At 56.7% G+C, this 21,714-nt stretch carries 11 protein-coding genes and 1 pseudogene; all 12 read left to right on the top strand.

Annotated features, from left to right (window positions below; genetic code table 11):
• Positions 1 to 295: 295 nt before the first annotated feature.
• The 12 genes and pseudogenes from EX88_RS27425 to EX88_RS0101230 all read left to right on the top strand — a co-directional run bounded on the left by EX88_RS27425 (position 296) and on the right by EX88_RS0101230 (position 21,291).
• Positions 296 to 652 (top strand): transposase, encoded by a 357-nt coding sequence (locus EX88_RS27425; RefSeq protein ID WP_081930528.1) that lies wholly within the window; start codon positions 296 to 298, stop codon positions 650 to 652.
• Between the two features lie 351 nt (positions 653 to 1,003).
• Positions 1,004 to 1,648 carry a response regulator transcription factor gene (locus tag EX88_RS0101265; RefSeq protein WP_051884298.1) on the top strand — a complete coding sequence of 215 codons (645 nt, stop codon included), beginning with the start codon at positions 1,004 to 1,006 and terminating at the stop codon, positions 1,646 to 1,648.
• 885 nt (positions 1,649 to 2,533) lie between these two features.
• The gene (locus EX88_RS25620; RefSeq protein ID WP_152566034.1) at positions 2,534 to 2,851 is read left to right on the top strand and encodes a hypothetical protein; all 318 of its coding nucleotides are present in this window, start codon (positions 2,534 to 2,536) and stop codon (positions 2,849 to 2,851) included.
• Positions 2,852 to 3,174: 323 nt separating this feature from the next.
• Positions 3,175 to 3,513, top strand: a pseudogene (locus tag EX88_RS27420) (hypothetical protein); the annotation flags it as partial.
• 178 nt (positions 3,514 to 3,691) lie between these two features.
• The gene (locus tag EX88_RS27415; RefSeq protein WP_161786059.1) at positions 3,692 to 4,252 is read left to right on the top strand and encodes an ATP-binding protein; all 561 of its coding nucleotides are present in this window, start codon (positions 3,692 to 3,694) and stop codon (positions 4,250 to 4,252) included.
• A 38-nt stretch (positions 4,253 to 4,290) separates the two neighbouring features.
• Positions 4,291 to 5,112 (top strand): response regulator, encoded by an 822-nt coding sequence (locus EX88_RS0101255; protein WP_081930526.1) that lies wholly within the window; start codon positions 4,291 to 4,293, stop codon positions 5,110 to 5,112.
• Between the two features lie 244 nt (positions 5,113 to 5,356).
• Entirely contained in the window at positions 5,357 to 5,566 is a 210-nt protein-coding gene (locus EX88_RS0101250; protein WP_036147812.1) for a response regulator, read from the top strand.
• A 103-nt stretch (positions 5,567 to 5,669) separates the two neighbouring features.
• A complete protein-coding gene (locus EX88_RS24980; RefSeq protein ID WP_081930525.1) occupies positions 5,670 to 6,107 on the top strand; it encodes an EAL domain-containing protein in 438 nt (145 codons plus the stop codon).
• A 725-nt stretch (positions 6,108 to 6,832) separates the two neighbouring features.
• On the top strand, positions 6,833 to 8,980 hold the full coding sequence (locus tag EX88_RS0101245; protein WP_051884296.1) for a type I secretion system permease/ATPase: 2,148 nt from the start codon (positions 6,833 to 6,835) through the stop codon (positions 8,978 to 8,980).
• Positions 8,967 to 10,346, top strand: a complete 1,380-nt coding sequence (locus EX88_RS0101240; RefSeq protein ID WP_200875782.1) for an HlyD family type I secretion periplasmic adaptor subunit — start codon at positions 8,967 to 8,969, stop codon at positions 10,344 to 10,346. Before EX88_RS0101245 ends, EX88_RS0101240 begins: the two co-directional genes overlap by 14 nt.
• Positions 10,346 to 12,490 carry a type I secretion system permease/ATPase gene (locus tag EX88_RS0101235; protein ID WP_031370208.1) on the top strand — a complete coding sequence of 715 codons (2,145 nt, stop codon included), beginning with the start codon at positions 10,346 to 10,348 and terminating at the stop codon, positions 12,488 to 12,490. Before EX88_RS0101240 ends, EX88_RS0101235 begins: the two co-directional genes overlap by 1 nt.
• Before the next feature lie 74 nt (positions 12,491 to 12,564).
• The gene (locus EX88_RS0101230; RefSeq protein ID WP_152566033.1) at positions 12,565 to 21,291 is read left to right on the top strand and encodes a C80 family cysteine peptidase; all 8,727 of its coding nucleotides are present in this window, start codon (positions 12,565 to 12,567) and stop codon (positions 21,289 to 21,291) included.
• Positions 21,292 to 21,714 lie beyond the last annotated feature (423 nt).

Here is a 21,714-nt window from a genome sequence, read left to right as displayed (position 1 = left end):
CGACTCGGCGTCGGCTACAACTTCACCGAGTTTAGCGATGACATGACCGACTTCGACTACAAGCATCGCGGATGGTTCTTGAACTTGACGGGCAGCTATTGATCGGCCTGGTTTGTTCAACTCCACTTTGTCAGTTTCTACAGGACCGTGTCGATAGACATTGGATCTATTTGTGGAAAGGATGCGAGTAAAGCATATGGAATGTGCGCTTCACCTGTCTATTGTAGATGATTCGAGCTAGAAAATTAGGTGCCAGAGGAGTCCATAGTTCCCGCTCTTTGGGGAGGTAATTCGCATGATCAAGTACGAACTTGCCTCGGCCGAATCAAAGGCGTACTTAAGCGATGAGCAGTGGAGTTTCATAGTCGCATCCCTCTCGGGGAATATAGCGAGCAGAGCGAAGCACGATAGGAACCAATACAGGCGCTTCGTCGAAGCCGTGTTGTGGGTAGCGGTCAATCGAGCATCCTGGAACGCACTGCCGGCGAAGTACGGTTCGCGCCGATCGGTCTATATCCGCTACTTACGCTGGTACGAAGCGAATATTTGGTCGAGAGTCGAGTGCGCTCTTGGTGCGAGTGACCTGGGTGCTCTTTTGAGCCTGCTTCTGGTCAAGCATCGAGATGAGCAACGAAAGCGCGAGCGCCGGTAGCAGTCATCGAAGTGCGCGGATGATCAAGCTGAAATTCGACAAATACCGGCTGCAGCCAAATGGTGTTTGATGGGGGCGGCGCTTAATGACAATGGATCTTGGGCAGCGTGGCAAGGTTGCGAGGGAGGTTCCGTCAGCGTTTGGATAGATAGCCCTATGAAAATGTACTGGTCGGCTGCCTTGTTGACGTCTTGTTGTACCTTCAGTGCGAATGCCGCTGACGGCGTGAGATATGCCTATTGGGAGGCTGTCGGGTGCCGCCGCACATGGGCTCGCTGACCGCTTGAGATGGGCTATGTGGCGCTGCTATATGTTGCGTCCTCAGAAGGTAAGGGGCGAGGCAGGTGAAGAATGGGCGATGACTCATTACCCTTAAGTATCCTGATCGCCGATGATCATCCCATTATCATCGTTGCACTCGCAGAGATGATAAAGGCCGCGTTCGGTGAGCACCGCGTTCTTGTGGGTTCTGTAACGGGAAGTGACGCGCTGCTCTTTCGTCTGCAGGCGGAGGTCTGGCGCTGCTTAGTGCTGGACCTACATATGCCCGGTCGGTTAAACAGTGCCCCGTTGCTGCAAGCCGTTTTGACTCAGCTGCCTGACCTTCAAGTGGTAATTTACACTGGTTCGGAGCAGCCATTCCTCGCCCAGACTTTGATGGAGTTAGGTGCTCGTGGTTTTGTCTCAAAGGCCAGCGGCCCAGAGGTGGCAATCGAGGCGATCAATGCCGTGATCGCAGGGGGGCGCTATGTTGATCCGGCGATCGACTTAGATGTGGCGGCTAAGCATCCTTGGCGCCAGCTGACTAGCGGGGAGCGCGCAGTTATAATTTCCTTAGCGCGAGGGGAGAATTTGCAAGCGATTGCGATTGATAGCAATCGCAGCTACAAGACTGTGGCGTTTCATAAGTACAACGCGTTTCGTAAGCTCGGTTTGAAATCTAAAGATGAAATCGGAAAGTACCTCGTCCAGCACGGGCTCGATTACTTGCTTTAGATGCTCTATCGTGCGCCGCAATTGCCTGTTACCTCAATCTTGATGTTGCTGAATGTCGCATGCTCAGGAAATAGATAAGCCTGAAAACGCAGTCCCAGTTGCCAACTGTAGTTTGCAGTGCAGCTAAAGTTTTCTGGGTGCGAGCTCATATGGAAGATGCGTATCATGCGTGTAGGCTTCGCCGAGTTGGCAATGGAGATTCATGAGGGTCTGTGTGTATAGAGCGGGACTAAGAACTGTTAGAGCCTGTGAGGAGAATCGTTGATGACAGCCCACTTTCCGGAGCTCGCCCGACTGCTTCATAACGATGAAGACCGGGTTCAGCGGGTCGTATGGGAGTTCTATCGCTCTGCGACTAAGGATCTGCATCAACTTGACAAAGCTGCAGGTGATCGGCGATGGCTGGCCGCACGGGATATCGCACGTTTAATCTTCTTCAGTTGCCTGCAGGTAGGTGAGCGCGATGCGGCGGAGGCAGCGGCAGACTTGGCGCGTACTCCGGACGAGCTCTTTGCTGACGCCTATCGCGAGCGAGGACCGGAGATCGTGTGCTCCCTGAATCGCGCAGAAGAATTCGTCGCTCGTCGGATCGGAGGATGTCAAGTAGGGTCCGATTCGGCAGATGGTGAGGTCACTAGGCACTAGCTCGAGGCAGTAGCTCGGAGTTGTTGGCAATTGCGCGGCAAGCCGATCGACCGTAAGTTGTGATGATGCTAATGATTTGAGCCCATCGTTGCCCTGTTCCTGTCACTGCGCGGGAGCCAAGCGCATAGATAAGCTGGCTCGACATGGATTCGAGAAGGTCAAACTAAACTAGGTGAGAGTGCTCTAGGCGCCGCTATTTCCTCGTTTTGGTTAACGCAATCTCAAGTCTTTGGAGGTCATATGTTAAGCTTTTCGTGGCTCCATGAATTGGGTGACGATCGTTGGCAGCCGGCTCGCGATGGCGGCTGGTATATCGTCATTCCACTGACCGCGTTTTTGGATAGTAGCGGTGCACGGCAAAGCGATATCTGGGATGAGGCTTTTGATGCTTGGGGTCGTCAGCAGTCGCGAAAGTATTCGCTCGGCCCTATTGTAGGCTTCGAGAGTCAAGGTGATCTCTGCGTAGTTATCTTGGCTGCAATGGGGGGCTTGCCAAGGCCAGAGCTTCCCGAAAGAGAAGCGCAGTATCGTGATCGGGATGCCGTCATTTCCTCTTGAAGTAACTGTGGAGCGATGATGGGCTGGGAAGATCAGCTCATTTCCGGATCCTTGGCAGAAGCTCATGTTCGTTGCGATGGGTGCCGACACGGCCCTGTCTGCCCGTTCGATCAGAGGCCCGATGCTGACTATTGAACGTGCCGTTACCCGGACATAAAGGAAATAGCGCGTCGTTAAAATTATGTTCGAAAGTGCGCTGCCTAAGCTGGTGCCACATACTTCTGCAACTAAGTTGTTTGACCCCAAGCCTGCGTCCCGAGCGCTTTCAAGGGGCGGGCGTGAAGATAGATCCGCCTTAAAAAGCAGCCTCCCCTTTGTCTGGCGTGCTGGGCTTCCTTTTGTCTATAGTTATCGTGGAATGCAAAGCCGATACTAAATCCAGGAAAGCTTGTTTGCTACTGGTGCGCGGACTAGGCAGATGCTATTGGTCTAGATCCGACGGGGATGAATCTTATGCGGCGATTGGTAATGGGATTGCTCTCGTTAGTCCTGCTAATCCCGGCGGGGGTAATGCCGCTCCCATCGCAACGCCGCTTCTATCAGTTCATTTAAGTCACGACAGTGGAGAAACCTCCTTCGATCTTTTTGATCGTTATAAGGGGCTTGCCAGCGATAGAGCGTTGACGGTACTTGTTGACAAGTACGGATTCATTTGGATTGGCGGAAACAATGGTCTCCATCGATTCGATGGTCATAGCTTCTATTCTCTGGACCGCGATCCGAGCGTTCCGGATTCGCTCGCAAGTAGAATTTCCCTATTGCTTGCGGACACTTCTGACGCATTGTGGATAGGTAATCAAGACGGAGTTCTGCAGCGACTAGATCGGGCGAACGGCCGTCTTGAACGGATTCCGATACGTACTACCGTTCGAGCCATTCAGGCAGGCTTCCGCCGCTACGACGCGTCGATTCGGAGGGACGGGGCTGGGACTGAGCACTGTCAAGAATCTCATCGAGGCGATGGGAGGGGTTGAATGCAAGAGTCAGATAGGCGCAGGCACATGTTTTAGCCGGGCCATTGCTGCGCCGGTAGTGGAGGTGGCGGACTTTGAGTCGAAGCCATTGCGAGGAATGACGATTCTAGTGATCGCCGCGGAGCACGATGCCAGAAGGTTCATTCATGAGCCGCTGCGCTGGCTGGGTGCAACGGTTGAAGTCGCTCAGACTTCCGAGTCGGCAATTGCGAGAGTTCAGAACACCGAGCTTGCATCGGTAGATGCGATGGTCATCGACAAGAGGGAGCCGACGGATGCCCATATCGCGTCGCTCCGACGCGAAGCGAGAACGTCCGTCATGCCAGTCATCGCTGTTGGGCACCTCCTTCAATCGAAATCGCGATCGCCAGGAGTTGTGTGGATCGAAGGGAACCCACTGCGCATTCCGCGCTTACGTATGGCATAGAGCTCGTTACCGGGCGCTCGGCAGGAGGGAGGAGAGAAATGGGAGGGGTTGCTTTGCACACGGAAACTATAGCCAAGCATGATCATCCGATCCTGTTGGCAGAGGGCAATTTGATCAATCGCGAAGTGGCAATGAGGCAATTGGCTCGACTTGGATATACATACGAATCCGCCGAGGACGGAGAGGAGGCATGGAGCACGCTTCAGCTTCCTCCTGGCCGCTACAAGCTTCTTATCACCGACGGGCAAATGCCGCGCTTGAATGGATATCGGCTGACTGACCGCATCCGCAAGCAAGAGGCGGACACCGGCAGCCCGCGTCTTAAGATTGTCATGATTACGGCAGACGTTCTTGCTGCCGAGCAAGAGCGCTGTTTGGAGCTCGATATAGATGGATTCTTGACCAGGCCGCTGTCGATCGACACCCTTAAAGATAAGCTGTCCGAGTTGCTGAAAACTCTCGAAGCGTCTGAGCTGGACAGGCAGAGAGACCGTTTAATACAGGACCTCCAGGCGGAATTTTCTCCATTGATGGATAGTGTTCGGGGAAATCAATCCGCCTTCAATCGCGTAATTGATATCTTTGTCCGCACAACGAATGCTGACTTGATCTCTCTCGAGAGAGCAATGCAGAGCAGGGACTTCGGCAGAGTTGGTGAGTTGGCCCATAAGCTCAAGTCGGGCTGCTTTCAGTTGGGTCAGGAGTCGGCGGGTCATGCATTGGCTCGAGTAGAGCGTGCGGCATCGCAGTCTGCAGGCGATGAGGCATTATTTAATCGGCATGTTGAAACAGCGAAGCGAGAGCTTAGACTCGCACTGTCGTTGGCTAGGAACTATCTGCAAAGCAGTCAGGGCAAATAATTGCCCTGTTTGAGGCGCCGGTGGCATAAATCATGGATAGGTCAGGAGTCTGCGTGTATCCAATGTAGATACTCCTATCGAAGGCATGCCCGTCAATTCATAAGTGAACTATGGCATAGGGAGGGGCTGGTCGCTCCTCTGGTCTGCCGGCCGTTCTGCGAGCGCAGTTAGGCAATTTTCGTTGCTATCTTCCGCAATGCGAGACGCCACCGTGCCCAGCACGTCCCACACGAACGGATTCAAGATGCTGATCGTAGACGACGATGCAATGATTACGGAAATCATTTCTGCGCTGCTCATGAGCGCGGGCTGTGAATCTTTCGATACCGAGGCGAGTGGCATCGATGCTCTGGAGCGGCTGGCGGCCGGCCCTTTCGAGCTGATGATCTGCGATCTAAATATGCCGCACATGGACGGGATCCACCTGATGAGTCAGGTCGCTTCGTTGTCTTAAGCCCCGGCGATCGTCCTGCTGAGTGGCGAGGATCATCGTGTATTGGACGTGAGCAAGAAACTTGCCCAAGCGAAAGGTCTGACTTGCTCGGGGCCGTGTCGAAATTAGTGGATCTCGATTCTGTGATAGAGAAGCTTCGCGAATACAGTTCGACAGTGCGGAAGACGGCCGCAGTCCCCCGGCAGCAGCGCTGATATACGATGGAATTTGCGATGGCATCGGCACGGATCTGCAACTGGTTTACCAGCCAAAGATAGACCTTAGGCGTGGCTCGCTCGTTGGAGCAGGAGCTCTCTTACGCTGGTCAGATATGGAGCCAGGATGGATTCGAGTCCCCGATGTAATCCGGGTTGCGGAGCGCGACGACCTCATCAACGCGCTGACCCTAGCTGTGGCAGAGCGCGTGGTTCATGATCGCGCTGTCTTAATGCGAGCGGACATTGGCATCAATCGCGCCTTCAATGTTTCGATGCACAACCTGCATAATTTGTCGATTGCAGAGCGGATGTCCGAAATCGGCCAAAGTCGCCATGGACGATAATGGAGCCGGAGCACCGGCAACGCAGTTCCTAATGGAGCTGCTCAGTGCCGAGTTGAAGATAGAACGCAGCTTCGTAAACGCTGCGCCGCGCAGCGAACATGGGCGAATTTTGTTCCAATCCGCGATAGAAGTGGGGGCGACCTGGCCAGATCGTCACGGGTGCTTAGACGGGCGTCTTCTGCTAACGAGTCCCTCTCGGAGAAGTTCACCAGCGTAGAAATTCTATTGTGTGTAATCTGCTGATTCGCGCCGAGCATAGTTCTGCCGAATAGATACTCACCGACACGGTCTAGCGCGGAAAATTCCCCCAATCTACCTAACGATGGTGTTTGCAAGTGGAGCCGAATTTCAACGCCGGTGTCATCAGGGGCGGTCATTCGATTGCAGCAGAACGTTAGCGTCTTCTTGGTGGAGTCGATAGGAAAGTAGATGCCAGAAGAAACTGGTAGATAGGACCAGGGCAGTTTCCTGCTGCTCAACCGAAATCGTTCGAATTCGGCGGAGCGGCATAGCCAAAGACCGAGGCCACTTGATTCGCGAACAGGCAATGCCGGGGGGGCGATCAGCGCGTGGGCCGTTCCAGCCGTAGTGTGCCAAGAGTTTTCCCAGTTTCCTGGCTACCGATTAGCTACTTAATATGCAGTTGGAGAAATCCGTAGGAAGAAGCTGAGGCTGGTCTCGGGTGCTCTATTGCTAGTCGGTTGGGCGTGGTTTCGAGGCAAATTATGGCAAATAGAAATGAACAGGAGCGTCGTCCTCCCGATGAGTTAGCTTCGGCTCTGGGCTGTTGCCGTCTATTGCTACGACTCGCAAAAGGCCGGGATCAGGATCCTGACTACGCGGTTGCTACCACGGAGCTGAAACGCGCTGTGCTTCATTACGGCGAAGTACACGGCACTAGTTTGGCGCTGTCGAGCGTGCGCTATCGGAAATTAAGCTCCTCTAAGGTGCCTTTGGCCTTCCGAGCTAAAGGGGGCGGCTACCAGGTACTCCTGGGTCTATCCCCAACGCAGGGTCTGGTGCTCTGTCCCGGTGACTCAGCCCCGCAGGTCGTGACTAACGATCAACTACAGGCGGACTGGACAGGCGAGGTCATCCGCATACTCGACTCATCGCTCAAGTTCGATATCCGCTGGTTCATCCCAGAGTTCATTCGTCACAGGCGCCTACTTGGCGAGGTGCTGCTCATCTCGTTGATTTTGCAGTTGCTCGCTCTCGCGGCGCCCCTATTGTTCCAGGTGGTAATGGACAAGGTTTTGGTCCACAAGGCGCTGTCTACGCTGGATATTCTCGCAGCCTCACTGATTGTGGTCGGGCTGTGGGAAGTGGTTCTAACCGGGCTGCGTGAGTACCTGTTCACTCACACCACCAACCGGATAGATATAGCTCTCGGAGTGAAGCTGTTTAGACACGTTCTCGGCTTGCCTCTCATGTACTTCAAGTCCCGTCAGATCGGGACAATCATCGCCCGGGTACAGCAATTGGAGGGGATTCGCAACTTCCTTACCGGGTCGATGTTGACCCTGTGCGTAGACGTGATCTTTACCTTCGTCTTCTTCTACGTGATGGCGCGTCTGTCGTGGACCTTGACCTTGGTCGTGCTTGCTGGATTACCGTTCTACCTGGCTCTTGCCTATGCGAGTACAAGACCGCTGCAGAAGCGCATCGAGAGGCAGTTCCAAGCCGCTGCAATGAACAAGTCACTTCTCAACGAATCTGTCAGGGGCGTAGAGACAATCAAGAGCATGGCGGTGGAGCCGAGAATGCTTCGCCGTTGGGAATCGCAAGCCGCGGAGGCGGTCGAGGCAGGCTTCCATACCCAAACCTTGAATAGCTCCGTCAGTCATGGGGTGGTGCTGCTGCAGAAGGTTGTTGCGGTCGGCATCATTTGGGTCGGCGCCAGCATGGTTACCTCCCTGGAACTTACGATCGGGCAACTGATCGCCTTCAGTATGATGGCGTCACACGTCAATGCGCCCATCGCGAAGCTCATAGAGCTCTGGCAGCAATTCGTTCAGGCACGAGTTGCGGTGGAAAAACTGGGCGACATGCTCAACCTGCCGGCCGAGCAAGAGCAGGTTGGGTTGAGGCCCGAGAACCCGATCATCGGATCCTTGCGAATTCGCGGTCTTGTTTTCCGGTATCAGCCGGATTCGGAGCCAGTGCTCAAGGGGGTCAATCTCGATATCAACGCGGGGGAGAGCATCGGTATCGTTGGGCCTTCCGGCTCAGGTAAAAGCACGCTGGCTCATCTCCTGCAGAAGCTCCATTCCCCGGACGAGGGCGAGATCCATCTTGACGGTATTCCGCTTCATCAAATGGATACCAAGTATCTGCGCAGCCAGATCGGCGTGGTTCAGCAGGAGAGCTATCTCTTCAATCGTAGTGTCCGACATAACATTGCCATCAGAGATGCTGCTGCGTCGTTGGACGATGTCGCCCATGCGGCAAAGCTTGCCGGCGCCCACGATTTCATCCTGCAGTTGCCCTTTGGCTACGACACCGTACTAGCGGAGGCGGGTAGCTCTCTCTCTGGGGGGCAGCGTCAACGAGTCGCGATAGCCCGGGCGCTGATGGCGAACCCAAGAGTGCTGATATTCGACGAGGCCACGAGCGCTCTCGATGATGAGTCACAAGCCGTCATTCAAGAAAACATGGCTGAAATTGCCAGAGGGCGAACGGTCATCACGATTGCGCATCGCCTGTCTGCGGTGCGCCGATGCGATCGAATCGTCACCTTGGAGCAAGGTCGAGTTACTGAGATTGGCAGTCACGAAGAACTGCTTGTTCGCGGAGGCTGCTACGCCAGGCTATACGAACTACAGCGGGCGTTTGGCGGTACGGGAGCGGAAGATGTTCATGAATCGCATTAAGTCGGTTTCCAGGGATCTATTTGGCAAGAGCAGCGGTTCGGCTGTTCCCAAGCGAAGCCGCGATGAGTATGAATTCCAGCCAGGGTTCTTGGAGATCGTCGAGCGCCCGCCGGTGCCGTGGTCGCGCAGAACCGCCGCTGCTCTGATCTTTGTGTTCCTGGCGGCGCTACTTTGGGCGATATTGGGACACCTCGATATTCAAGCGGACGCTGTCGGGCGCCTGTTGGTGCCGAGCAACTCTAAGGTAGTACAGGCCATCGAGGCGGGTGAAATTTCGGCCATTCATGTACGCGATGGTGTGCGGGTCAAGGCCGGCGATTTACTGATCAGCTTGAATTCTGTCGGCGCTAACGCTGAACTGAGCGAGCTGCGTAGCCAGCTCAATTTCAAACTCCTGGAACGGGCCAGGCTGCAAGCCTTGCTAACAGACGATCCGGTCGGCGGTTTCGTTCCTCCCGAGGGAGTGCCCAGCGAGGAAGTCGCTCGCGCAAAAGAGCATCTTCTTAGCGTGACAAGAGAAAGGATGGCCAATCTCGTCGCTCTGCAGGATGAGATGGGCATCAATCGGGCCGGCCAGCATGCGCGCGGAACCGATATCGCTGCGCTACGAAAGCTTGCGAAGAACATACAGGATCGATTAGGGGCCTACCGTGCATTGGCGGAAAGAAAGCTGCTGTCGAATGTGGAGCTGCAGCAACAAGAAAGAGAAAGGCTGGAAATAGAACGCTCGATCGCTCAGCAACAGGCTGAACTAGGTGTTCTCAAGGCCCAGCACGAATCTATGGTAGGCCAACGTAACAGCTACTTGGCGAAAACCGCGAAGGAGTACCACGACAGCTTAAGTGCGGTAGAGATCGAGATCTCCGGGCTCTCTCAGCAGCTAGTCAGGGCCAATGAAAAGCTTCGTCTACGTAGTCTGAGGGCAACGGTAGAGGGGGTCGTACAACAGCTGGCGGTTCATACCCTTGGAGGCGCGATACAGCCTGGCGAGCAGTTGATGGTTATTGTGCCTAGCGAGAGAGGGCTGCAGGCGGAGGTCATGGTGCTGAACGGAGACGTGGGCTTCGTGCGTCCTGGCCAAGCCGTAGAGCTGAAGATCGATTCGTATCCCTATACCCGCTACGGCACGATTCCGGGAAAGATCATCCATGTTTCGCGCGACTCAGTGAAGGACGAAAGACTGGGTTTGGTTTTTCCGGCAAGAGTCGAGCTGCAGCGATTCCATATGTCGTCCGAGGACAAGAGTCTTTCGCTGCAGGCAGGCATGAGCGTGGTCGCAGAAATTCGCACGGGCGAGCGGAGGGTCATCGACTATCTGCTTAGTCCCCTACGCGAGTATGGTTCGGAAGCGCTGAGGGAACGGTAATGGCCGCAGTCGAGAAAGAGCTGCGTACCGCAGTAGGGGCTATAGCTGTACCGCACAGCGGCCTAAGCGCCCTGGCTTATGCGGCGCGTCATTTCGGCGTATCCGTTGAGCCCGGGCAACTGAGTCATCGGCTAGGCCTGGAGCATGGGCCGGTCGGCAGCCACGACATTTGTCGATGCGCTCGCTTGATCGGTGTCAGGGCACGCAGCGTCGATACCGGGGTTGATCGGATCGGCGCGTTGCCGCTCCCAGCGCTAATCAACACGGCCAAAGGCTGGTTAGTGCTTGAGCTTGCGGACACGGAAAGGGCGATACTTCATGACCCAGGCACGCAAACGCGCCTGGACGAGACTCACGCGGGCCTCGCCGAACTGTGGCGAGGGCAGGCGATCCTCTTAGGCGAAGCCACAGACCGTCCGAATAGACGGCCATTCGGATTCGGTTGGTTCATTCCATCGATAACGAAACATATCGGTCAGTTCAGAAACATCTTGTTGGTATCGTTGGTGCTGCAGATCATCGCACTTGCTACGCCTGCACTTTTCGAGAACATCATAGATCGGGTACTGGTGAGCCGCAGTATTTCCAGCCTGCATGTGTTGGGAATCGCGATGTTGGCACTGGCCGTGTTCGAGCCCGCGTATGGGTTTCTGCGTTCCTGGCTGTTCTCGAATCTCGCCGCCAAAGTCAACTCGGAGCTCTCTGCACGCGTCTATCAGCATCTCATGGCATTGCCCATGGGGTATTTCCGGAAGCGCCAGACCGGCGAGATCATCGCCAGAATCGGCGAAATGGACCATATCCGCCAGTTTCTCACCGGGTCAACCCTGACCCTGGTGTTGGACCTGCTATTCCTCGGGTTGTTCATCGCCGCGATGATCTCCTACAGCGCCAAACTGACGTTGGCGGTCGTCGGGACCCTGGTGATCTATTTCCTGATCTGGATGGTCTTTGGTCCGCTTCTGCGCTCCCGGGCGAAGCGGGAGTATGAGCTCAGCGCGGACAACACGGCGTTCTTGACCGAATCGATAGCAGGTATCGAGGTCATAAAGACCACCGCTACTGAGGGTGGCTTCCTACGGCAATGGGAAGGCGAGCTCGCGAAGTTCGTCCGCGCAGCCTTTCATGCCAGTGTGCTGGGCATAGCCATCGGCCAGGGAGTCAGCTTGGTTCAAAAGCTGTCCAGTGGTTTGCTCCTTTGGTGGGGCATTCGTTTGGTGATGGACGGCAAGCTCAGCGCTGGTGAATTGGTCGCCTTTAATATGCTTGCCGGCCACCTGACCCAGCCGATCCTGCGTTTGGCGCAGACGTGGCAGGACTTGCAGCACGCGTTGATCTCTCTGCGGCGGGTTGGAGATGTTCTGGATGAGCCCACGGAGAACGGTAACGGCGGTTTGGCGTCGATCCCTGAGCTGCAGGGAGGCGTCGTGTTTCGCGCGGTGCAGTTTCGCTATGGCGAGGATGGCCAGGAAGTCCTACGCAACCTCAGCTTCGAGGTGCGACCGGGCGAATTCATCGGAATCACCGGGGCGTCCGGATCGGGTAAGAGCACGATAGGCAGGTTGTTGCAGCGGCTCTACGTCCCGCAGCGCGGCCAGGTATTGGTAGATGGCGTCGATCTCGCTATCGCGGATCCAGTTGCATTGCGTCGCCAAATGAGCGTGGTGCCGCAAGAAAGCGTGCTCTTTTCGGGAACGGTAGCGGAAAATATCGCGCTCTGCAGACCCCGGGCGTCGGAGGCGGAAGTCGTCGAGGCGGCCACTCTGGCCGGCGCCGATTCCTTTATTCGATCTCTGGCCGAGGGTTACGGCACCCAGGTCGGCGAACGAGGTTCGCGCTTGTCGGGCGGCCAGCGCCAGCGTATCGCCTTAGCTAGAGCGCTGCTCACCCAGCCCAAGATCCTGTTGCTGGACGAAGCGACCAGCGCGCTCGATTACGAATCGGAGGCGGCGATCATGGCCAATATAGACGTCATCGCCAAGGAGCGCACAGTCATCAGTATCGCGCACCGGCTCAATACGCTGTGCCATGCCGACCGAATCCTGGTAATCGATAGCGGAGCGGTCGTAGAAAACGGATCGCATCGCGAGCTTGTCGCGCGCGATACGGTTTACGCCCGATTGTGGCGATTGCAAATGGGTTGAATGGAAGCTGCGGAGAGCGGATCAGGCAGCGAGCGCGAGACAACTAATACCGATCGACATCAGAGAGCTTCCACGTGGCATACAAATTTACAAAACAGACGCTGAAAAACGGCAAAACAGTGACGCTGGTCAGCTGGGAGGGTGCGGTGCCGCCCAATCACTCCTCCAAAATCGCGGACAGGCCGTGGGTGGGTAGCGAACCCCGCACGAGCGTCAGCTTCTACGAGGCCACGAACGAATTCATGCGCAACGACTGGGCGAGCCAGAACATGCAGCCGAAGTCGTTCATGCTTCCATCTGCGTCAGGACAGAGCGCTGTCGCGGTGATGTTGTACTACCACGCCGCTAGCAACACCTGGCATACCAGCGATGCACTCGACATCGACCACATCGTGCAATGGCGCGACTATTTTGGCCAGGTTGGGGTGGCGAATCATGCCGAAGCGAATATGGCCTACAACGATGTGCAGAACTTGCGTATGCTGCCGTCGGCTATCAATCGCGCCCGCGACAGCGCCGATCAGACGCTGGCCGTCTTCGGCGCCGACTCCAGGGAGTGGCGTGCCTGGGTCGACAGGCACTTTGCATTCGATCCAACAAAGAATCATCCGGATTTCGACCCGGACCTGGATTGGGCGGGCCGGACGACGGCCACGCAGAACCAGCGCTGGGTACCGGAGGACGGCCGCGTTGGATTGAGGTTCGATACCAAGGTGCTCGGGAAGTGGTTCGAGGCCGAGTTGCATAAGTCCTATGTGCGCAGTGTGACGGTAACCAATGCCGCGGGCCAGACACAAGAAGTGCCGCTGTTTCGCTGCGCCGCCTCCGGGCAACTTGTGACTCGCGACGCGTTCGACATCGATCACCATGTGCCGTTCGACGTACTGTCGAAGAAGATGGTCGATGACGCGCCGGGCGGCACTGTGAGTGTGGCCGAAATGTTGGATGCTTATAACGATGTCAGTAATCTGCGCTTGGTCAGCCGTAGCGTCAACAGTTCTCACGAGTTCGAGGTCGACGCCAATAACGAGTTTCCGGACGAGGAAATTCCGGAGATCCCCGGTGAGTTCGACGACTTCATCGACGACAGTCCGCAGTTGGGTGTCGCGCCGCGGTTGGTAACGGGAGTCAATGTCGACAAGTGGGCGCCTGCGCAGGTAGGTAAGAGCTATGAGGATAGCGATAGCCGGTATGGCCGGCAGATCATTCTTCAGCTCGAGAACGACCCAGCCGCGGCCGAGGCCGCCGCCCGCCTTGCCGCGAAGCATCCCACTACCAGCGTCATCGTCCAACTGGACGAGCAGGGCAATTACCGAGTGGTCTACGGCGATATGCCGGCATTGGCAGCCAGCGATACGCTGATGCGTTGGCAGATAGTCGGGCACGGCCGCAGCGATGCGAACGGCCAGCGCACGTTGGGCGGGATGGGGGCCGCGAACCTGGCTCGACATCTGACAGCTTTTCACGCCAAACTGACCGAGACCATCCAGAAGAATGTCGGCACGCCAGCGCGGATCAGCCTGGTGGGTTGCACCCTCGAGCGAAACGGCGAGCCAGAAGGCTTCGGTTACCGCTTCGCCAGCGCGCTCAAGTCGCCCTTGATTGAGGTGTCGATACATACCTCGGACCTGGCAATCGATCGTGAAGGCCGCAAGTGGCCGACTTCGGCGTCGAGAGAGATCGCGTCGGTCGTGGACAACAATAGAATCGCGTCGGTCGTGGACGACAATAAAGTGGTCTATCGATGGCGCTGGGAAGGCGGGGTCGTCCAGACCCGCGAACAGTCCAAGCGGATTGTGCTGATCGGACCGGACCTGATCAACGTCGAGGAACTGGTCGAGGACATCCGCGCCTCAAACAATCGGCTGTCCGGCCTCAATGCTGCCGAGAGAGCGGCCCTGAGTCGCTTCTACCCAAATGCGGCCGGGAACGACCTAGACGAAACCGGACTGCAGGTGGCGCTCGCGAGTCCCGTCGAGTACGCCAAGTTGCTTGACGTCATCAAGCGCATCGGCATGGTTCAACTTGGTTTGCCCGGTAGTGTCGGCCTGGGCGCCCGTGCGCTGGTGAACGCTGAGGACGACGTCGCGTATCGAGCCGCCGCACGCCAGCAACTGGCGACCATGGGCACGGTTAAGATCGATGGAACCCATATCTCGCTGGTCCTATTGTTCGACCTCGGAGCGGCGTTCGATGGAAGCCCGCTTACTCCGGAGCTTGCGACAACATTAGGTGCGGACGTTTCCGGGAAAAAGATCGCTTTCGACCCGGTTAGGCTGGTCGGCACGATGTTCGAGGTGCCGACGCAGGCGGAGCTCGAGGCGTTGGCGAATATCGTGAAACGCCAGCTGTCCGGCATCGGAGGCGATATCGCGGTGCTGCTGCGCGACGGGCCGTTGACCGATGTGCGAGCTGGCTGGCTGCTTGAAACACTCGATAAATCGAACCCTTCGGCCCTGGAGGTTGAGGTCGCTGGCAAGATAAAAGAGTGGTACGGGGATAGCGCATCGGTACGCGCGAACTGGCTGTCTTTGGCGCAAGGCCTGGATCCAGCGCAGCGGCAGCTGGTGCAGAAGCTGTATGTCGAGGCCAGCGAGGCGTCCGGATTCGATATCGCAGAGTTCCGGAAATTCAGTGCAGCCAATCCCGGTCTGTCCAAGATCGAAATCCTGCAGAGGATGGCATTGGATGCGGCCGAACGGAAAGTCCGGTACGACAGCGATGCCAGCGCCGCGATGAAGATCGCGGCCTGGGGAGAAGAGGATGCCGGGCAGTTCCTGATTCATTCCAAGCTCGCAATGAGAAGCGAAATCGGCGGGATCAACATCGATGTCACCAAACTGAATCAGTTCATTGATTCGGCCAGTGCGATGAATCGCATTCGTATCACCGCCGCGATGCTGAAGCTGTCCGGTGAGACATATCGGACTCTGCGAGCGCAGGTGAAAGAGGCGGGAACGGAAGCTTCAAGGGAATTCTTGAGCAAGGTAGATGACGAGCGTACCGTCCTGTCAAATCACAATAAGGAGATCGCAATTAGCCTAGCCGGCCACGCGCTGAACGCGTTCATGACGTTGAATTCGGTCCGCCAGTTGGTAGGCGATTGGAACCGAATGAACGTGACCGACAAGTCCCTCGGTCTGGCGATGGCGGTCGGTGGCGTCGCGATGTCGCCGTTGAGCACCGGGATCGCGAAAGCCTTGGGCCAGTTCAGTAAGGCGATCAACGCCGTCGATAGGTTCGGCCAAGCCGCCAGGGTGGTGGAAGCCGGCATACTGGATCTCGCACTGGCGCCGGCGACGTTCGCCGCGATCGGGCTGCAGTGGAAATCGTTCTGGTCCGAAAGCGGCGACACCAATAGCTTTGAGTATAAATCGTTGGTGGCCAACACGGTCATGACGACGGTAACCACGGCGGTCAGCCTGGCCCTGACTGGGGTATCGATCGCCGCTTCGCTTAGCACTGCCGTTGCCAGTTCGGTGCTGGGTACCATCGCCGCTTCGGCGGGGCCGATCGGCGTCGCCATCGCCGCTGCCGGGTTCATCATCAACGGCATCGTCCAGGGCGCCTTGATCGTTTCCGAGTACGACCAGTACTTCGCCAGCACCGCGGCCAAGGTGGAGGCGTTCTTCGCCGCCTGGATCGGAATCGAAACCGACGGCGTGAAGCGTGCACGTGCTGAGCAGGCGGCGCAAGCGGATGCCACGAAGTTGCAGAACAGCCTCAACAGCGAGTGGGAAAAGACCAAAGCCTATTTGTCCGATCTGTTCTCCAAGGACGGCTATAGGTCGTTGCATTATCGCGAGCGCGTGAATCAGGTCTACCATGGGACCATCAAGGCACAGCAAGACGAATTCATCCATGTTTTGCAGAACCGCCCGGACTTTAAGGATATCCGTACGATCGATTCCAATCGCATCGCCGACGGCGGTGGGGTTTGGGCAGAGCTCGCCAGTGCCGATAGGAATTACGTCGCGAGAGGGGTCGCCGATAAGCGCAACCTGTTCAATCTGAGCGGTGCGGTGTTGAGAGGCGCTGAGGGCGGAGTAGAGGCCGACGCCTTCAACCTCGATGCCATGACCGAAGTCGGGACCATCAGCGGTTCGGATGGAAAGGATACGGTGGTGCTGGACGCCGGTGGTCTGGCCGTTAGCCTGAGCACGCAGAACGGTCGGACAGTGCTGAACTACAGCGGGCAGGCGGTCGTGATCGACGGGGTGACTCGCAACGGCGATCTAGCAACGAAGGTCCCTGGTATCACCAAGTCGGTCGACCAGCGCGTCAATGTCAGCGGCGTCGAGTCCTACATCATCAACAATGCGGGCAAAGCCGATATCCAGGGCAATGACAGCGACGAGTTCTTCGATGTATCTGGAACCGACGTGGCCGTTTCTGGAGGAAAGGGGAACAACACTTACTCGCTGAATCAGGGCAATCGGATCTCAAGTTCCGGCGACGACATCGTGCTGTGGAACGGCAAAGTCGATGCGACCGTGACTTTGCTCGGCGTACCCGGGAAGGCGACGCAAACCTTATTGATCGATCTGCCTGACGTCCACCGCGACATCAGGGCGCGCCGGGCCGGTAACGATCTGCAATTGTCCTACGAAACCCAAGTTCGAAACCGCGATGACCTCGGGACATCCCAATTGTCCCGGGTCGAAACCCGCACTCTTACCATTAGCGGAATCTATGGAAAGGACGGACAGCTCGACGCCAGTAAGGCCATTCAGTTTCTGGACCCTCACGGCAGCAGCTTCACGTTGACTTCGTTGGGATTGATCGGCGACCAATGGCTGCCTTTGTCCACGATGGCCAAGAGCTTTGTGTTCGCGGCGACCGAGGACACGGGTCCGCGGGAATTGATCAACGATAAGGCCGTCAACACCTATTCTTTGAAGGAGGGCGCCGGCAGCTTCGTCGCCAGGCTGCATACCAATCAGTTGATGCAATTCGTTCTGGAAGCCAATCTCGATGACCTGCGCTATAGCGTGAGCAGCGGAACGCTGACCGTCATTTCGCTTCCCGACAAGCCTAAGCTGAAGCTTGAGATACTTGGCTATGCCGAGGCCGTCAACGCTGGTGCGCTGAGTCTATGGCTCGTGCCTCCGCACGTAGAAGGCAAGAAGCCCGGCATCATCGGCGTCGAACTTCCGACGGCGACCGTCAACGCCATCGGCAATTTGAAGGCGATCAGCAACGTGGCGGTGCAAGAGCAGACAGATCGCGAACTGGACAAGGCTAAGCAGCCGACGTATGCGAGAACTTACGACGCCTTAAAGGACTCAGGGATAGAGCTACAAGGAACTGGTAGCGAGGCCTATAGACAGTTGCGTATCGTCAACGATTTGGTTCTGTACCAAGGCGATTTTGCCGATTCGCAAAAGGTGCTCGTTACCGGCTACTTCACTAGCCCCACCAAGCCCCAGATCACGGATCGGCGCGGCGCAAACGCGGGTATCTTGGAGATCATCCCTGCGGCATATGCTGGCGATGCCTTGAGCAATGTGCTCTACGACGAGATCGCGACGCAACTTGCGGGCCTGGACGGGGCCGACACCTACGTTATTGAAGTCACCAGCCGCAGCCCAGCCCGGACGGTCATCGACAATACGTCCGCGGATATGAAGATGGACATACTGGACCTCCTCAACTCTTCCAATTATGAGTTGAGTAGATTACAACGCGCGGGTGACGACCTGGAGATCGTCCTGTCAGTCGCCGGTGACGGATCTGGCCGGGTACCCCCTACAACGCAGATCGAGAAGGTCATCGTTCTGCAGAACTACATAATCGACCCGCACGCCAGGCATCTGCGAGTCAAGATAAAGGGGGAAATCTTTACTTTGCCTTCGGTGGACGAGGAAACCGGCTATTTCATTCACCAGCCAGGTGAGAACGTCCTGGTGATCGGCGACGGTGTGCACCAACTGCGAGTGCCCAAGGCCAATTCTATCCTTCTCTATTCTACAGATGGCTTCGAGCCCAGCAACTATAGTATGACGGTGCAAGGCTACGACTTAAAGCTTGTCAAGGGTGGTCAGACGATCTATTTGCACGACTACTATCGCAATCCGAGTGGGTTGCTCCGCGCATCGAAAAATCTGCAAGCTTCCGGTGTCGATACAACAATTATCCCGAGCGACTTCGAGGCCGATACTCAGGCCTTGTTCAAAAGGCTGGAAGTACCGCGTGACAAGTGGGTGCCCTATATCCTTAGCGGAGTCGATAGCGAAGCGAAGCTGACGTCAATCGCTGCCCTCTCCGGAGAGCGCAGCGCGGAGAATGCGGTGGATTTCAATCTGCTTCCGAGCGAGCGGGATTTCACTGTCTATTTGAAGACCCCTGCGGCGTGGGGGAGCACCGAGCGCGTGCTGTTCGCGACGGGGGCGCCGGGTCTGAATGGGTTCACGTTCTATGTCGATGGAGATGGCTATCTTTGTTACCGAGCCTATGTCCCCCAGGGGGCCTGGAACGGGGTCGGACACACTATGTTTTCCGCGACGGCGCGAATTTACGAAAGCAAACCGGTTGCTCGTGCGAACGACACGGAATTCGTGCTCAAGTTCAGCGCTAATAATATTTTGACCGTAATCGCCGAGGGGCCGAATGGCGGAATGGTGACGAGCGGCATCAATTTGAATATATCGGCGGATCCAGGCCTCAACTTCAGCGCCACGCGGGCGCTGAACAACCAACTGCTGAGCGACGCTAATACCGTTCGAAAGGTGATGGGCGGTTTGGCATTAGGCACCCAAGTCGACAGCATTCTCCGGTCGGATGGCCTGGCCTGGGGCGCAAATTCGGCGGATATCGAGCTGTACTACAAGGTCAGTGGTTTCTCCGAAGCAGGGGCAAAGGCGGCGATCGCCGAAGATTTGACCTCGGTATCGGATGTCGGAACCACTTGTCTTGCGCTTAAGCAGTCGGATAGGCGATTGTCCGAGGATTTTGTCATCGCATACGCAAAGCAGAAGCATAGCTGGTTGCATGCGAAGGGAGGGGTGGATTACGCCGAAGCTTTGGAGGCGCTCGGGTATCAGCCCAAGTTTATCTTGAATGCCTATAGCTACGGGCTCTCCGTGCAAGACGTCGAGGTATATGCTTCGTTAGAAAAGAAGCACCTGGGTAAGGATCGATTGGCCGACTTCGCTTTGGCCTTGTACGGCAAGAGCAAGCCATACCTGATGATCAGCGCCAAGCCGGTCAAGTTCTTGAACGCCCATGACGAGAAGCTGCTGACTTCGTTGCTCGATACCCTGGAGGTTCCCGGTTGGGACAGGCCACGGATACTTCACGGAGTGGCGGGGAACGCAAGTTCAGTACAGTTGCGGCAACTGGAGGTTCTGTTCAACAGCAATTATGTCTCCAGTCAGCAGAAGAAGCAGGATCTGCAGGGATGGCTCGTCCAGGCGATTAATGGGCATCTGACACAGAAGGCCAGCTTCACGCCCGGCATGGTGAACCCTGATGAAGATAAGGTTCTGTTGAAAACGGTTCTGATCAACAAGGGGTTCCTGCCGAGCCGGGCAGCCGTCTTGGCCGAGAAGATGACCCAGGCGAAGGTCTTGGACTACGAGATCGTGGAAAGCCTGATGAATGCCGGCGTCAGCGATGCAGCCCAATTAGGTAAGTTGGCCAAGGCTGGTGTGAGCGGCAAAGATCTGATCGAAGGCAATGCGAAGCGATTGGGATACGAAAGCGGAAACCGCAGCACCTTGATCCAGGTGTCGACCAGTCTACCGCTCCTGCAACGCACGCCGTCGGAGTCGGACACCTACTATGCACGGGAGTTTCTGGGTATCGGCGAGAAGGGCGACGTTCACAAGTTAGGCAGTGACCCCGTGGAGGCGAAGCGCAGGAAGGAGCAGATGGGTTTGGTGCAGCTCATTCATCCGGGGCCGGTGCTCAGCTTGGGCGGATCGGTCCCCGCTCCTACCCGTGGAGAAGACGGGTTGGTTTGGATGTGGCAGCAGGGCTATCTCGATCTGGGCCTCAGCCACGCCGAGTCGACCGAGTCCGGGTTCGGCCGGAGCAGCGGCGGCAACCTGGTCGATGGCAGTGGCTTTAGCGGCGAGGCGTTCTCGTGGCGCGGCGCGAGCACTATGCGCGTGGTCAAGGAAATCAGGCGGGAGAATGGGCAGAGCGTCGAGAAGGAGGTAGCCAGGATCGCGGACCTGTCTCTGGATCAGACCGATATGTCCAGCAGCGAAATCGTGGCTGTCCGTTTCGATATGAAGCACAAGATCGCGCTTTCGTCCTTGACGCTGAAGGCCACGTACGACCCGGCCGATATCCATCAGCGTGATACCACACGCGACGGCACTTATATCGTCGAAGCGCTCAGTGCGGATAACGCATGGATCAAGGTATCCAAGGCGGATCTGCTTTGGGCCGCTAAGCCAGGTGAGAAGGGGGGCGATAAGACCGATATGACCATCGCACTGGATACCGGCGGCGTTCCCTATCAGAGCTATCGCGTCCGGGGTATTTCGGGCAGCTACGACAGGGATCGTTGGCTCGACGAGGTCACGTTCACTACGGCGCCGATCGATTTGGTTCAGGCGTCTGCGGCGAACTCGAGCGATTCGGTAGTAGCGTCGGCGGAGAAGCCGAGTACAACCGCGACCAGCTCGAGAGATTCCGTGGCGCCGGCCGCGTTGTCGACAAGCAAGATGATCGAAATCATGGCCGGTTTCGATGGTCAGTCTGGCGTTGCTCCGGGCATTACAAAAAACATAACCGGCGTCGCGCTGGGCATGGGGTTGGCACCGCCCTCGGTCGACACTGCTTTGCTCTGACGTGCGGAGGCGGCCGGGCTATCGGCCGCCTTCTCGGTTTGGCTGCGCGGACGGCACGTACATGTACTTGGCTGGAGGGCGTGGACTCAGGCTTTCGCAGCCGTTCTTGAGGTTGGACTGTGATGCTAAGGCCTCATAGCTTGGTCTGGGCGATTCGTGCGATCGCCGTGCTAATGCTTTTGGTTCTCGTGGGGACGATGATCGGGCTGATAGCGGGGGCCGTGTCGCCGATATTCTACGCGTTGCTCGCCGATCGATAGCAGATGTAAAGAAAATGGCGCCTAGGGTGGCAATGGCGCCCGATCCGAACGCTAATCGGTGAAGGCGCTAAAGAAGGCTCAATGATCAATCCGGGGTGTGCGTCCTTCGATGCCTGTTGGAGTGTGTATCGATCTGTCCAGGAATTAATGCAAATGATGAAAA

This window comes from Lysobacter antibioticus (assembly GCF_000731095.1).
GTDB classification, from domain to species: Bacteria; Pseudomonadota; Gammaproteobacteria; order Xanthomonadales; family Xanthomonadaceae; genus Lysobacter; species Lysobacter antibioticus_B.
This window is presented reverse-complemented; position numbering and strand designations above follow the sequence as displayed.